We start from the raw sequence: 15,742 nt of genomic DNA on the forward strand, positions 1-15,742 counted from the left end.
TGTCATGCTGATGCTGATGCTGATGCTGGCGCTTAGCGTCAGTGGCTGCACGATGACCAAAAAGATCGGCCAGGTGATTGCCGATCCCGGTATTCAGGTTGGCGATCTGAAACAGCAGCCTTCTGCGGTGACCCTCACGCTGCTGACCGAGCCGGACAGCAACCTGAACAGCGAAGGCGAGCCTGCCCCAGTTGATGTGCAACTGGTGTACCTGACCGATGACTCAAAATTTCAGGCGGCAGATTATGACCAGCTGGCATCCACGCCACTGCCGGAAGCTCTGGGGAAAAACTATCTCGATCACCAGGATTTCACCCTTCTGCCAGACACACTAAAAACGCTGCCTGACGTGAGTCTGGATGCGAAAACGCAGTTCATTGGCATCGTCGCCTATTTCTCCGACGACCAGGCCAGCGAATGGAAGCAAATCGTGCCGGTGGAAGGAACCGGGCATCACTACCGCCTGCTGGTGCACGTACGCCAGAACAGTATTGAAATGAAGACCGAGGACAAATAACGATGGCCACAATGAAAAACCGGGTGCTCTGGCAGGAAGGGATGTTTGCGTTGCCCCAGCACTTTCAGCAGCAGCAGCGCCATAATGATGCGATGCTGCGCGAGCGGCTGGATGCGCTGGGTGATTTTGCCTGGGGATTCACCGAGCTGTCGCTGAATACTGAACTACTGGCGCAGGGCAAGGTAATGATCGACCGGGCGGCGGGCTGTCTGCCGGACGGCACCGTGTTTCGTATCCCTGAGCAGGATCTGCTGCCGCAGCCGTTTCAGCCACGGGAACTGAATTCCCCGGTAAGCCACGATATCTACCTGGCGCTGCCGGTCGCCACCCATAACATCAGCGAAGTGCAGGGCGTCCGCAGTGCCGGGCAGAGTTCGGAGCGCTACAGCATAGTGCGCACTGATGTCCGCGACGTCCACAGCGATGACGGCGATATGCAGTCGCTGACGCTGGGGCAACTGGGGCCGAAAATTGTCAACGGCGCAGAGGATCTCAGCGCGATGGTGGTGCTGCCGTTGTGCCGCATCCGCAGTTTTCAGCCCGGCGGCGCGCTGGTGCTGGATGACGATTTCATCCCGACCTGTCAGACGCTGCGTGTCAGCCCGGTTCTGAATCGCTTTGTGGGTGATGTTCAGGGGCTGATCGCCACCCGAGCCGCCGATCTGGCGAAGCGTATTGGCTCGCCGGAGCAGAGCGGGATCGCGGACGTCGCCGAGTTTATGATGCTGCAGATGCTCAACCGCTGGCAGATGCATTTCTCGCACCGGGCGCGTCTGCATACCCTACATCCGGAAACCTTTTATCTGGATCTGGTCAGCCTGCTGGGCGAGCTGATGACGTTCACCGAAAACAGCCGTCTTCCCTGCACCGTTGAGTCTTATGACCATCGCGATTTGACGCAGTCCTTTAAAACGGTGATCCCGGAGCTGCGTCGGGCACTCAATATTGTCCTGCAACCCCGTGCGCAGAACCTGCCGCTGATCTTTACCGAGGGCATTTACCTGGCCACGGTCAACGATCCGGGCCTGTTGCAGTCCGGTGTCTTTGTGCTGGCGGTTCGCGCCCGAATGCCGCATGCCCAGCTAATCCTCCAGTTTACCCAGCAGTCGAAAATCGCCGCCACCGACAAAATCCGCAATATGGTCAGCGTGCAGGTGCCGGGCATTCCGCTGCGCGCGTTGCCTGCGGCCCCCCGTCAGTTGCCGTACCACGACGGCTATGTCTACTTTGAGCTGGAGAAAGGCAGTTCCACCTGGCAGGACGTGGTGAAGGCGGGCGCGCTGGCGATGCATATTTCCGGGACCTTCCCGGAGCTGGATATGCAGCTGTGGGCGATAAGAGGATAAGACGATGAGCGAATTCGTGCTGCCGTCTGAACCGGACTCCGGTCGCCAGTATCGCCTGGCGCTGCGCGGCAACAGCCTGAATCCGATGATCGATGCCGCCACGCCGCTACTGGGGATGGTGATGCGCCTGTCGGGGATGAACAGCCTGAATATGCCGGAACACCTGTTTGCGCAGGTGGTGACCGACGTGCAGGCGGTGGAGCAACTGCTGCAGGAGCAGGGCTATGAGCCGGGCGTGATTGTGTCTTTTCGTTACATCCTCTGCACCTTTATTGATGAGGCGGCGCTCGGCAACGGCTGGTCAAACAAAAACGAGTGGATCAGGCAGTCGTTGCTGGTCCATTTCCACAACGAGGCCTGGGGCGGGGAAAAGGTGTTTATCCTGCTGGAACGCCTGATGCGTGAACCAAAACGCTACCAGGATCTGCTGGAATTTTTATACCTCTGCTTTTCACTCGGTTTTCGCGGACGCTACAAAGTGGCGCAGCAGAGTCAGGACGAGTTTGAACAGATATACCGCCGCCTGCACCACGTGCTGCGTCCATTGCGTGGCGATGCGCCGTTTCCGCTGCTGCACCAGAATCAGGTCGCGCAGGGGGGACGCTATCGGCTGATAAAACGCCTGGCTGTCAGACACCTTCTGCTGGGCGGCATTGTGGTGCTCGCCCTGGTGTATCTGTTTTATCTGTTGCGCCTTGACGGCCAGACGCAGGACATTCTTCACCAGTTAAACCGGCTGCTTGCCAGGTAAGGACACCCATGATTCAGATTGATATCTCCACGCTGGTTAAACGGCTGAATCCGTTCTCCCGTCAGGCGCTGGAAATGGCCGCCACGGCCTGTATGAGCCAGCAAGCCACCGAAATCACCGTCAGCCATGTGCTGACCCAGATGTTGGCCATTCCGCGCTGCGACCTGCGGGTGATTATGGAAAGAGCAGAGATGAGCGTGGACGAGCTGGGACAGGCGCTGATGGTGGAGAATTACGCTACCATGCGCCATACCGACAGCTATCCGGTATTCTCGCCGCTACTGGTTGAATGGCTGCGCGACGGCTGGTTGTTGGCCTCGGCGGAAATGCAGTCCAGCGAGCTGCGCGGCGGTATTCTGTTGCTGGCACTGCTGCATGCGACATCACGCTATGTACCGCCCGCCGCCGCCCGGTTGCTGACCGGGATTAACCGCGACCGGTTACGCCAGGATTTTGCCGACTGGACGCGGGAGTCGGCGGAGTCGGTCATGCTGAATGCGGATAAATCGGCCTCCACGGCAGTGCGTTCAGAAGAGAGTCTGCTTGCCCGCTATGCAAAAAATATGACCGAAGATGCCCGTCAGGGAAGGCTCGATCCGGTGCTGTGCCGGGACAGTGAAATCGACCTGATGATCGATATTCTCTGTCGCCGTCGCAAGAACAACCCGGTGGTGGTGGGAGAGGCGGGGGTGGGCAAAAGCGCGCTGATCGAAGGGTTGGCGTTGCGTATTGTCGCCGGTCAGGTGCCGGACAAACTGAAAAATACCGATATCATGACGCTGGATCTGGGGGCGTTGCAGGCGGGTGCTTCCGTTAAGGGCGAGTTTGAAAAGCGTTTTAAGGGGCTGATGGCGGAAGTGGTTCAGTCGCCGGTCCCCGTCATTCTGTTTATCGACGAGGCTCACACGCTGATTGGCGCGGGCAACCAGCAGGGCGGGCTGGATATCTCCAACCTGCTGAAACCAGCGCTGGCGCGCGGCGAGCTGAAAACCATTGCCGCCACCACCTGGAGCGAATACAAAAAATACTTTGAAAAAGATGCCGCGCTGTCGCGCCGCTTCCAGCTGGTAAAAGTACGCGAACCCAGTGCTGCCGAAGCCACCATTATTCTGCGCGGGCTGGCGGCAGTGTATGAGCAGGCGCACGGCGTGCTGATTGATGATGACGCGCTGCAGGCGGCTGCCACGTTAAGCGAACGCTATCTCTCCGGGCGTCAGCTGCCGGATAAAGCTATCGACGTACTGGATACCGCCTGCGCCCGCGTGGCAATCAATCTGTCCTCGCCGCCAAAACAAATCTCAGCGCTGACCACCCTGTGCCAGCAGTGTGAGGCGGAGATCCGCCAGCTTGAACGGGAAATCCGCATCGGTCTGCGCCCGGACGGTGGCCGGTGCGATGAGGTTCACGCACAGTATGAAACGGCGCAGGCAGAGCTTCAGGCGCTGGATGCCGCGTGGCACCAGCAGCAGACGCTGGTACAGGAGATTATTGCCCTGCGCCAGACATTGCTGACGGAAGCAGAGGCGCAGGCTGATACCGTACCGGAAGAGGCAACCGCGGTTGCGGAACGTCTGGCGTCCCTGAGCGCTGAGCTGGATAAGCTGCACCATACGCAGTTGCTGGTATCGCCACATGTGGACAAAAAACAAATAGCGGCGGTTATTGCCGAATGGACCGGCGTCCCGCTCAATCGCCTGTCGCAAAATGAAATGTCGGTCATTACCGATCTGCCACAGTGGCTGGGCGAGACCATTAAAGGCCAGGGCCTGGCGATTCAGCATCTGCATAAACACCTGCTGACGGCGCGCGCCGATCTGCGTCGTCCAGGGCGTCCGCTCGGCGCGTTTCTGCTGGCTGGTCCCAGTGGTGTGGGTAAAACAGAAACCGTGCTGCAGCTGGCAGAGTTGCTCTACGGCGGACGTCAGTACCTTACCACCATCAATATGTCAGAGTTCCAGGAGAAACACACCGTCTCGCGCCTGATTGGCTCACCGCCGGGCTATGTCGGCTATGGCGAGGGCGGCGTGCTGACCGAAGCGATTCGCCAGAAACCCTATTCCGTGGTGCTGCTTGATGAGGTGGAGAAAGCGCACCCTGACGTGCTCAACCTGTTCTATCAGGCCTTCGACAAAGGCGAGATGGCTGACGGCGAAGGGCGACTGATCGACTGTAAAAATATTGTTTTCTTCCTGACCTCCAACCTCGGTTACCAGGTGATTGTCGAACATGCAGATAATCCGGAAGTCATGCAGGAGGCCCTGTATCCGGTGCTGGCGGACTTCTTTAAACCGGCGCTGCTGGCGCGAATGGAAGTCGTGCCATATCTGCCACTGTCACGCGAAACGCTGAGCACCATTATTGCCGGAAAACTCGCCCGCCTGGATAACGTGCTGCGCAACCGCTTCGGCGCGGAGGTGGTGATTACACCGGGTGTGACCGATGAAATTATGCAGCGTGTTACCCGCGCCGAAAACGGGGCGCGCATGCTGGAGTCGGTTATTGACGGCGAGATGTTGCCGCCGCTCTCGTTGCTGCTGTTGCAGAAGATGGCGGCGAATACGGCTGTCGCCCGTATCACGCTGGATGTGCTGGACGGCGCATTTACCGCTGATGTTGAGGACGCGGTGTCCGGAGTGGAAGAGGTTGTATGAACCAGTCCCTCCGCTGGCTGCTGCCCCTGCTATTGATAACGTCCCCGGTCTTTGCCGGGGATGGACAGGTGACGCTGGAGGCGATGTCGGCCTGCCGAAAAGAGCCTGCCGCCCTGGAGCGGCTGGACTGCTATGACCGTATTCTGGCACCGCAGGCTGACTCCGGTTTTGCCGGGGCACTGGTCAAGGCGCGCTATGACGGCGAGGCGCGCAAAAGGGCCTTTGAACAGGAGGCGCAACGCGCGGATAACTCCACGGCGCTACTGCTTACCCGTACCGAAGGCGAGCACCCGACGGTGGTTATCACCACGCCCGCCATCGGCAGTCTGCCGCCGCGCCCGGTGCTGATGTTCAGTTGTGTGGACAATATTACCCGGATGCAGGTGGCGCTGAGCGCTTCCCGACAGGAGCACGATATCCCAGTCACGCTGAAGACGGAGAGCGGGGCGTTCCGCTCGCGCTGGTTTGTGCGCGAGAACGGTTTTCTGCTGGAAGCCAGCCGGGGGTTATCCGGCATAGATGAAATTAAACAGCTGTTCGGTGCCAGAACGTTAACCCTGGAGACCGGGAACGGTGGCGCCGGACAACTGATCTTTAACATTGACGGACTGGCGCAGACTCTCGCGCCGCTGCGTGAAGCCTGCCACTGGGCGGGGGAATAACGATATGGATATACATAACCTGGACGTCTGGCTGTCACATCTGCTGGAGGCGCTGCCGGAAGAAAAACTGGCCAGTAAACTCAGCGATGAAAACCCGCAGTGGGAATATATCGACGGTGAAATTGTCAAGCTGGGTTCGCTGAACCACGCGCAGCTTGATGTCCCGGAACTCCAGCGGCAGGGGTTGCAGCTTCTGGTCTCGGAGAGTAAGGACTTTCGCCTGGTGTCACACCTGCTGCGCACCCTGCAACATGCAGGCAACCCGCTACTTGCGCTCAGCGTGCTGACGCAATACGTCGCCCATTACTGGGCCATCGCCTGGCCGCAGAATGCCGCCAATAAAAAGCGCTTTGCCGACCAGATCCTGAAACGCTTTGAACCGGGGATTGCGGCTTTTGCTGCTGCGTCAATGCCGGAGCAGCGTGATGCTCTGCTGGGGGAACTGGCAAAACTGGCCCAGTGCTGGCAGGCGTGCGAAATGTCGGAACTGGCGTCAGCCACCGATGACCTGTTTGCTCAGTACCAGCGGGCGTTTCGTGACAGTTCACCCGCGGTGACTTCGTCCACGCCCCCTACGGGGGACGTCACCCGCGCCAGCGTCCCGACAGCCGTGCCGGTTCCTGTTGCAACAGTACCTGCACCTGTGGTGACTATCGACAGTCATGATGATAAAGCCTGGCGCGATACGCTGCTGAAAGTCGCGGCCATCCTGTGCGAACGTCAGCCTTCATCGCCGCAGGGATACCGCCTGCGCCGTCACGCCCTGTGGCAGAATATTACCTCTGCCCCGCAAGCGGAGAGCGACGGTCGCACGCCGCTGGCGGCGGTCTCTGCCGATATGGTCGCTGACTACCAGGCACGTCTTACCCGTGCGGATATGACGCTCTGGCAACAGGTGGAGCAGAGCCTGCTGCTGGCACCCTACTGGCTTGACGGCCATCACCTTTCGGCGCAAATAGCGCAGCAGCTCGGCCACGACGATGTAGCGCAGGCGGTGCTTGATGAGATTCGTCGTTTTGTGGCGCGTCTGCCTGCGCTTGCTTCCCTGCTGTTTAACGACCGTTCGCCGTTTATCAGCGATGCCACCCGGCAGTGGCTGGCCGATGAACCGCAGAAACTTGCCGTTGCGATTGCCACGGATGATATGACGCAGCAGGTCTGGCTGTGCTGGCAGGAGCAGGGGCTGGAGGCGGCGCTGGTGCTGGCTGAACGGTTACCCGGTGATACGCCGCGCGCGCAGTTTTACCGCCAGTATCTGACGGCGCAACTGCAGGAAGCCGCTGGCATGACGCAGCTTGCACAATATCATTACCGGATGCTGTTTAAGACCGGACTGCACACGATGTTGTCCGACTGGGAACCGGCGTTGCTGGAACAGTTGGAAACGAAACTCGCGACGGAAACGGCGAGCGAATAAAACAGGAGCGTTTTGTGTTCAGAATACCGACTCCCCGTATTCCCCCGATATTTAGCGGGCTGGCATCTATGCTCAGACCTGCGATGCCCCGATTTAAAGTGTCCGTGGCCTGGCTGTTGGTGCTGGCGTGGGTGATATTGCTGGTATGGATCTGGTGGAAAGGCCCGGCGTGGCGGTTCTACGAGACATACTGGCTGAAACCGCTGGCCAATCGCTGGCTGGCGACGGCTGTCTGGGTGCTGTTGGCGCTTATCTGGCTGACCGTAAGCGTGGTGAAACGCCTGCAGCGGGTGGAAAAACAGCAGAAGCAGCAGCGTCAGGAAGAGCTGGATCCGCTTACTGTGGCCGTCAACATTCAGCAGCGTTATCTCGACCGCTGGTTGCTGCGGCTGCAGCGCCATCTGGACAGTCGTCGTTATCTGTGGCAACTGCCGTGGTACCTGGTGACCGGTCCGGCGGGCAGCGGCAAAACAACATTTTTGCGCGAAGGGTTTCCGGCTGATGTGATTTATACGCCGGATGCCAGCAGGGGAGCCGACCAACCGGTCTTTATCACACCCTATGTGGGCAGGCAGGCGGTTATTTTTGATACCGATGGTGTACTGGCGGATCCGGATGATGGCAACCTATTACACCGTCGCCTGCGAGAGCACTGGCTGGGCTGGTTGCTGCAAAAGCGCACGCGCCAGCCGCTTAATGGCCTGATCCTGACGCTGGATCTGCCTGATTTACTGACCGCCGACAAACGCCGCCATGAGCATCTGGTACAGGCGTTGCGCGGCCAGTTACAGGCGATCCGCCAGACGCTGCATTCCAGTCTGCCGGTCTATATCGTACTGACCAAACTGGATCTGTTGGCCGGATTTGCCGCCTGGTTCCGTGCCCTGGAGCGCAACGGGCGCGACAGTATTTTGGGAGTGACGTTCACCCGCAATGCCCATGAACGCGATGACTGGCGTCGCGAGCTGGATACCTTCTGGCAGTCCTGGGGACAGCAGATGAACCTGGCGCTGGCAGACCAGATGCTCAGCCAGTCCACCCCGGCGGCACGTAGCGCGGCGTTCAGTTTCTCCCGCCAGATGCCGGGCGCAGGAGAAAGCATCGCCCGCCTGCTGGAGGCTTTACTGGACGGTGAGCACCAGGATATCTGCCTGCGCGGCGTCTATCTGACCTCTTCCCTGCAGCGAGGTCAGATGGATGACATCTTTACCCAGTCCGCTGCCCGCCAGTACGGACTGGATCAGAGCGCCATGATGGCCTGGCCGCTGGTCGATACCACGCCGTACTTTACCCGCGAGCTGTTCCCGCAGGTGCTGCTGGCCGAGCCGAACCTGGCCGGGGAAAATCGCCTGTGGCTGGCCCGCTCTCGTCACCGGATGAGTCTCTTTGCTGGATGCGGCGCGGTGGCTGGGCTGCTGCTGATCTGGGGCTGGCATCACGGGTATAACGAAAACTACCGTGCCGGGCAGACCGTGCTGGCGCAGGCCAAGTCCTTTATGGCGGTGCCGCCGCCGCAGGGCATGGATGACAGCGGTTATCTGCAACTGCCGCTGCTGAACCCGGTGCGTGATGCCACACTGGCCTACGGCGACTGGGGCGACAGAAGCTGGCTGGCGGATATGGGGCTCTATCAGGGGACGCGGGTGGGGCCTTACGTGGAGCAGACGTATCTTAAATTGCTGGAGCAGCGTTACCTCCCGGCCCTGCTGAACGGGCTGGTGAAACAGATGAACAGTGCGCCGCCGGAGTCGGAAGAGAAACTCGCTGCATTGCGTGTCATCCGTATGCTGGAGGACAAGAGCGGGCGTAATGACGCGGTGGTGAAGCAGTTTATGGCAAAACGCTGGAGCGAACAGTTTCACGGGAAGCGTGATGTTCAGGCGCAACTGATGTCTCATCTTGATTATGCGCTGGCGCACACCGACTGGCACGCACAGCGTCAGCAGGGGGACGCCGACGCCATCAGCCTGTGGGTGCCTTACGAGAAAACCGTTGTCGCCGCGCAGAAAGAGCTAAGCAGGCTACCGGTTTACCAGCGGGTATACCAGAGCCTGAAAACACGGGCACAGGGTGTGCTGCCCGCCGATCTCAGCCTGCGCGATCAGACCGGGCCGACGTTTGAGAGAACATTTATCGCCACCGACGAGAATAAGCTGATCGTTCCACAGTTTCTGACCCGTTACGGCCTGCAGAGCTATTTTGTGAAACAGCGTGAGGAACTGGTGAAGCTGACCGCCATGGATTCCTGGGTGCTGGCCCTGACGCACAATGTGACCTACAGCGAGGCTGACCGGACGGAAATTCAGCGCCAGCTTATTGAGCAGTATATCAGCGATTACACCGCAACCTGGCGGGCGGGGATGGATAACCTGAATGTCCGGGGCTATGAAAATCTGGCGGCGCTGACCGGTGCGCTGGAGCAGATTATCAGCGGCGATCAGCCTTTTCAGCGGGTACTGACGGCGCTGCGTGACAATACCCGTCCGCCGCTCCTGTCTGAAAAGCTGAGCGACAAGGAACGCGCCCAGGCGCAGGCTGAGCCTGACTGGCAACTGCTGAACCGTCTGGGGCATGAGTTTGCGCCCGAAAACAGTACCCTGGAAGAGCAGAAGGACAAAGCCAGCATCCTGCAGGCGGTCTATCAGCAACTGACCGAACTGCACCGCTATCTGCTGGCAATACAGAACGCGCCGGTGCCGGGAAAATCGGCCCTGAAGGCGGTGCAACTCCGGCTGGATCAGAACAGTAGCGATCCGATTTTCGCCACCCGCCAGATGGCGAAAACCCTGCCCGCACCGCTTAACCGCTGGGTGGGTAAGCTGGCGGAACAGGCGTGGCACGTGGTGATGGTAGAGGCGGTCCATTACATGGAGGTGGACTGGCGCGACAATGTGGTGAAAACCTTCAACGATCAGCTGGCGGATAAATATCCGTTTAACGCCCGGTCGAAAAAAGACGCCTCGCTGGATGCGTTTGAACGCTTTTTTAAACCGGGCGGCGTGCTGGATACGTTCTACCAGCAGAACCTGCAGCTGTTTGTGGAAAACAGCCAGGGGCTGAACGGGGAAGACAGTGTGGTGATCCGTGAAGATGTCCTGAACCAGCTCGATACCGCACAGAAGATCCGCGACATCTTCTTCAGCCCGCAGAACGGACTGGGGACACAGTTTGCGGTGGAAACCGTGGCGCTGTCGGGCAACAAGCGGCGCAGTGTGCTGAACCTCGACGGACAACTGGTGGATTACGCCCAGGGGCGTAACTACACGGCGCATCTGGTGTGGCCGAACAATATGCGCGAAGGCAACGAGAGCAAGCTGACGCTGGTGGGCGCGGGGGGCAACACCTCGCCGCGTAGTATTGCCTTTAGTGGCCCGTGGGCGCAGTTCCGCCTGTTTGGCGCAGGGCAGCTCACCAGCGTGCAGGACGGTACTTTTACTGCCCGCTTCAGCGTGGATGGCGGCACCATGACTTACCGTGTCCACACCGATACGCAGGACAACCCGTTTGCTGGCGGGCTGTTCAACCAGTTCCGGCTGCCGGATACGTTGTACTGAGGAGGTGACGACGATGAGTACGGATATTCAGACGATTATCACCGGCCAGGATCCGCGCGGTCTGCCGGAGTTCAGCGCCATGCGCGAGGAGATCAACAAGGCCAGCCACCCGGCGCAGCCGGAGATGAACTGGACGCTGGTGGAATCGCTGGCGCTGACTATTTTTAAGTCCAACGGCGTGGATTTGCATACCGCCAGCTACTACACGCTGGCGCGCACGCGCACACAGGGGCTGGCCGGGTTCTGCGAAGGCGTGGAGCTACTGGCGGCGTTGATTGGCCGCGAATGGGATAAGTTCTGGCCGCAGGGGGGGGCCGCGCGCACGGAAATGCTGGACTGGTTTAACGCCCGGACCGGCAATATTCTGCGCCAGCAGCTGGCTTTTTCCGAAGCGGACCTATCGCTGCTGTATCGCGTGGAACGGGCGCTGCAGGTGATTTGCGACAAACTCCAGCAGGTGGATCTTAAGCGCATCCCTCGGGTGGAAAATCTGCTCTATTTTGTGCAAAACACGCGAAAACGCTGCGAGCCTCAGCCGAGAGAGAAAGCGGCAAATACGGCGGCGAAAACCACGGTTCGCACGCTGATGTATATGCCGGAGAGCATGGACACGGCAGGCGCTCCCGTCCCGCCGTTGCCGGAGCTGCCTGAGGTGAGGGTTGTCGTCCCCGAAGAGGCAGCCACAGTTTCGTCCCGGACCCTGGGGGGCTCGGGAAACACCCTCAAAGGTTTTATCGCCGGGATACTCTGTAGCGCGGTTGTCACGGCAGTCGTCTGGTGGTGGCAGGTTTATCCTCTGCAACAGCAGGTAGCGGCGGCACGTGATACGGCGCAGGGTGCCGCATCTGTCTGGCTGGCATCGCCTCAGTTGAGTGATTACCCGCAACGGCTACAGCAACTGGCCGGTGCTTCGTCGCTGCAGCCGCTGGAAAGTGGTCAGCGAATGGTCCGAATGGCAGACAGTCGCTGGCCGGAGAGTCTGCAACAGCAGCAGGCCACCACAAAGTGGAACGACACCCTGAAAGGTCGCGCGGCGAACAGCCCGCAGATGCTGGGCTGGCAGCAGGCGCGGGCAGATTTACGTTCGTTTGCCGAACTGCTGGTTCAGCGTGAGCAGGCGAAAGAAGGCTTCACGCTCTCTTATATCAAAACCGTGGTTTACCAGGCTGAGCGCTCGCTGAATCAGGACACGCCGCTGGAATACCTGCTGACACAGTACCAGCAGGCGCAGTCCGCCGGAAAAAATACCGGTATGCTGGAAAAACAGATCAACGAACGACTGGACGGGGTGCTGAGTCGCTGGCTGCTGTTGTCGCAGAGCCAGACGCCGGAAACGCCGAACGGTAAACCAGGAAAATAAAGGAGTATTACTATGGCAAATCTTGTTTATCTGACATTAAACGGGCAGTTACAGGGGCTGATTTCAGCGGGATGTTCATCGCTAGCGTCTATCGGGAATAAGGCGCAGCTTGCGCATCTGGATCAGATTATGGTGACAGAACTAAACCATGGTCTAAGCCGGGCGCAGAACGTCAATCATCAGGAACTGGTGATTCAGAAGCCAGTGGATAAATCTTCACCGCTGCTGAGCAAGGCAATTAATGAGAATGAATGTTTGACCTGTGATTTTGAGTTTTACCGCACTAACCGGTTTGGGATTAACGAATTGTATTATCGGGTAAAACTGATTAATGCAAGGATAGCGAGTATACACAGCAGTGTTCCTCACACGATTACCGACAGCGGCGGGCAGCCGGAAGAATCGGTGTCGTTCACATACGAAAGTATTAATTGGGAGCATTGTATTGCTGGCACCAGTGCATACAGTTTGTGGAGCGAGCGGATATTCTGATGGCAGCATCTGGAGAACACCACATATCGGATCCGGCTGGGATTGCTGATGCCTTTTACAAGCACTACCCGGATGCTGTCAGTGGAATTGAAAATATCCGCTTAATGAAGGAGCGTGAAATCCCTGACTGGCCTTACTGGTGTTTTTACCGGAAAGCTGGTGGCTAATATTGTTTATGGGCAAACGGCGTAAACCGTTCACCAGAGCGATATACCAGGAAATACAAAAACTCAAGGTGCCAGGCACCTGGTGATACAGCAAGGGGATATATTCTGTCCATCCGGCACAGCTGAATGACCTTACGGATACGCCTGTTTCTGATTCATTACCGGTTAATGTTTTTTAAGACTTCCTGAATGGTGTATTTATATCAGAACGCCAGGAATGCTTATGGTCGGGGAACGATTACGTGGTTTCTGGGCAACGGTAAATCAGGGGATGGCTGATAATGACACACATCTTTGCCTGCTACTTAACACCCAGAGCGAAATTGATATCGCAGGAGCCAATTCCATTAACGGCGGCAGGTCAGGACTCATTTGCGGCGCGGTTTCTGGTTCGGAAAAAAGATAGAACTGAGAGCAGGATATTTTCGTACCGCTGTCTGCCGCCACAGATTATTGGCGGCAGACAACGCAAAAGTGCTGCGTCTGATTACTGATAGCGGTTTACCATGTCCTTAACCACAGCAGCGAATGTATTCTGCTTTAACTGAGCGATTTGCTGTTCTGTCACCGATGTTTTTCCAGTAAGAGGCTGAAGAATATTGTATTCATAGTTTACCGGAGACCAGGTCGCCCATTCTCCTGTTGCCACATCTACCAGGGCGAAACGCACCAGGTAACGCAGCGAGTCTGTACTGGATAATTTTTCGTTTCGATAATCTGACCAGACCATGCTTTTTGTTGTGGTGTTATATTTACCTGACTGTAGTGTGTCCCAGTATACGATGACTGCCTTTTGTTGCCCTTTTGCCGCAATATAGCGTAGTGCCTGCATATAATTCATGTTTTCGCTGGTGGCAGCTTCCCCTTCCTCATTCTTTACCTTATTACAGGAAATAGCTTTTTGTCTGTCCGGGATACCGGTAAATGTCGATATCCGGTAATACCGGCTCATTTCCTGTTGCATGGCCATCTCTGGTGCGCGATTGCCGGACTGGACCAGAATGACGGCAGAGTTCAGCGGTACGCTGAATTTCTCACCATCAAGCGCGGCCTGGATGTCTTCTTCTGAAACGGCAAGCGTAGTTTCGTTGCCGAAGATATCTTTATCAGTTAACTGACTGGCAGTATTTTTACTGATAGTCATTTCCGTTCTGGATGTGTCCTTCTTTTTTGCGTCAATGGGGGAGCGTACACAGGCGCTCAATAAAAATATTGCTGCGCATAAATATATTGGTGAACGAATTTTCATATATTTTCCTGAAGTGTGTATTGGACGGCGGTGTAATTAAAAAGTTCTGATTATTATATCCTGTTGTTGATAATTTAAGGAGAGTTGTTTTATATTCATAATTTAAATGAGATGATCTTATTTAATATTGTTTTATTATTGATGTGTCTGGTGTTGATTTTATTATCTGATTTTTATTTGCGTGCGTGTTCCTGTGTGAATTTACTAACGATGATGTTAAGTCCCACAGGAAGATAAAAACCGGAGGATGTGATATGAATTCGATAACAGATTGCGAAGTTAGCTCGACACAGGCACAGCTCTGTATCCGGCTATACAAGCCTGTATTTCTGAAATAGTGAGTAACTGACCATGAAAATGACTGGAGAAATATTATAATGTATCAATGAGGTTGTGACACTGGGTGTTGCGGTGGGAGACATCGCTTGCTGCTATTCCGTGGGGGGATTAACAAATGGATAATCGGCACGCCAGCAGACCGCTGAGGGATGCGGTTCAGGCCTGCGACTTAGGTCCGATGGCAAAACTGATCGGGATCACTAATACATTCATGATATAGCTCTTTCCATCACCCGTGCGATATTCTGACCACTGCCGGGAAATTATCACTCTACCTAATTCACACCTGCTATCAGAAAAATTATAGGGTGGCTTACACATAAAGCCCACCCGGCATTTATACAGCACATTTCCGATAAAACCATGTTAAGGAGACACTATGGCGTTATTTAATGCATGGTGTGACTCTTCAGATTTTTCAGTTGGCAACCATTTTTTGTACACCATCACGGCAAGGGATGCTGACTTCAATCTGGAATATCGGGCGCTAAAAAATGTAACTGAAAAAACTTTAAAACCTGTGATAAAGCGTGAACTTGGCAGCACAATGTCAGATATGCAGGACATTGTCGCTGAGCAGGACGGGTAAGGTCCGGGAGCGACAAAATCCCGTCCGATGTTCAACTTCAGTAAACCGGATAAACTTGTCTGACATAAAAGGTCTTCATCATAGATACCCATAGCTGTTGAATGATGGTAGTACCTGAAGAAACGGGAAAGTCATTATCAGCGGATGGTAATAAAAGACGGTGAGTACATGGAATGAGTGGGAAGGAAAGCTAAAATCAGTTGTGTCCAGTGGAAAAGGCGCATTGCTTCCGAGGTGATCATGGGCAGGATAGGGTATGTGAAAGCAGGTTATCGATGGCTCAGATGGCACACTTTTTGGGGGCCGATCCAGACCATGCCTGAACCTATTTGTGCTGAACGGCGAAACTGCCTTCTGGTGATTTTAAAAAGTTAAGTCGGAAAAAACACCGAAAAATCGCGGCATTCAGATACAAAAAAGGCCCGTTTACACGAGCTTCTTTATGCAGCATTTTATACAGGACAAAACCAACCTTACATTGTAAACGATTGATTTTGTATCAAATATGGCGGTGAGGGGGGGGTTGACTCGCTGCGCTCGCCCTTCGGGCAGCCCGTTCGCTGCGCGCCCGGTCTGTCCAACTGGCTGCGCCGCTACTCAGCCCATCCCTGGGCCTCGCCCCTTCGGGGCCAGAGCAAGCTCTGTTCA

Annotated in this window: 12 protein-coding genes; 11 read left to right on the forward strand and 1 reads right to left on the reverse strand. The window is 56.4% G+C overall.

Annotation, left to right across the window (positions count from 1 at the left end; genetic code table 11):
- The first annotated feature begins 4 nt into the window (after positions 1-4).
- From tssJ to NBA72_RS21335, 10 genes are read left to right on the forward strand one after another with little or no spacing between them, the layout of a single operon-like run.
- The gene (tssJ, locus tag NBA72_RS21290; protein WP_371062423.1) at positions 5-517 is read left to right on the forward strand and encodes a type VI secretion system lipoprotein TssJ; all 513 of its coding nucleotides are present in this window, start codon (positions 5-7) and stop codon (positions 515-517) included.
- A 2-nt stretch (positions 518-519) separates the two neighbouring features.
- Positions 520-1,863, forward strand: coding sequence for a type VI secretion system baseplate subunit TssK (gene tssK / locus NBA72_RS21295; protein ID WP_042949002.1), 1,344 nt, complete (start codon positions 520-522; stop codon positions 1,861-1,863).
- Positions 1,864-1,867: 4 nt separating this feature from the next.
- Positions 1,868-2,614, forward strand: coding sequence for a type IVB secretion system protein IcmH/DotU (gene icmH, locus NBA72_RS21300; RefSeq protein WP_042949001.1), 747 nt, complete (start codon positions 1,868-1,870; stop codon positions 2,612-2,614).
- A gap of 8 nt (positions 2,615-2,622) precedes the next feature.
- Positions 2,623-5,265: a type VI secretion system ATPase TssH gene (gene tssH / locus NBA72_RS21305; RefSeq protein ID WP_042949000.1), complete on the forward strand. Its 2,643-nt coding sequence runs from the start codon at positions 2,623-2,625 to the stop codon at positions 5,263-5,265.
- On the forward strand, positions 5,262-5,927 hold the full coding sequence (gene vasI, locus NBA72_RS21310; protein ID WP_094301183.1) for a type VI secretion system-associated protein VasI: 666 nt from the start codon (positions 5,262-5,264) through the stop codon (positions 5,925-5,927). Before tssH ends, vasI begins: the two co-directional genes overlap by 4 nt.
- Positions 5,928-5,931: 4 nt before the next feature.
- Complete coding sequence (gene tssA, locus NBA72_RS21315; RefSeq protein WP_042948999.1) at positions 5,932-7,344, forward strand: type VI secretion system protein TssA; 1,413 nt, start codon at positions 5,932-5,934, stop codon at positions 7,342-7,344.
- Between the two features lie 14 nt (positions 7,345-7,358).
- Complete coding sequence (tssM, locus tag NBA72_RS21320) at positions 7,359-10,898, forward strand: type VI secretion system membrane subunit TssM (protein WP_042948998.1); 3,540 nt, start codon at positions 7,359-7,361, stop codon at positions 10,896-10,898.
- Between the two features lie 13 nt (positions 10,899-10,911).
- A complete protein-coding gene (locus NBA72_RS21325) occupies positions 10,912-12,258 on the forward strand; it encodes a VasL domain-containing protein (protein ID WP_042948997.1) in 1,347 nt (448 codons plus the stop codon).
- Positions 12,259-12,270: 12 nt separating this feature from the next.
- Positions 12,271-12,750, forward strand: a complete 480-nt coding sequence (locus NBA72_RS21330; RefSeq protein ID WP_001659462.1) for an Hcp family type VI secretion system effector — start codon at positions 12,271-12,273, stop codon at positions 12,748-12,750.
- Positions 12,750-12,917 (forward strand): hypothetical protein, encoded by a 168-nt coding sequence (locus tag NBA72_RS21335; protein WP_153274311.1) that lies wholly within the window; start codon positions 12,750-12,752, stop codon positions 12,915-12,917. The genes NBA72_RS21330 and NBA72_RS21335 overlap by 1 nt, the downstream gene beginning before the upstream one ends.
- Before the next feature lie 487 nt (positions 12,918-13,404).
- On the opposite strand, the gene NBA72_RS21340 is transcribed toward NBA72_RS21335, so the two are convergent.
- A complete protein-coding gene (locus tag NBA72_RS21340; RefSeq protein ID WP_042948995.1) occupies positions 13,405-14,166 on the reverse strand; it encodes a hypothetical protein in 762 nt (253 codons plus the stop codon).
- Positions 14,167-14,884: 718 nt separating this feature from the next.
- Here NBA72_RS21340 and NBA72_RS21345 point away from each other — a divergent pair.
- Positions 14,885-15,094 carry a hypothetical protein gene (locus tag NBA72_RS21345; protein ID WP_001659467.1) on the forward strand — a complete coding sequence of 70 codons (210 nt, stop codon included), beginning with the start codon at positions 14,885-14,887 and terminating at the stop codon, positions 15,092-15,094.
- Positions 15,095-15,742: the final 648 nt, after the last annotated feature.

It is taken from the genome of Salmonella sp. NW1250 (assembly GCF_051812965.1).
In the GTDB taxonomy this organism is placed as follows: domain Bacteria; phylum Pseudomonadota; class Gammaproteobacteria; order Enterobacterales; family Enterobacteriaceae; genus Salmonella; species Salmonella enterica.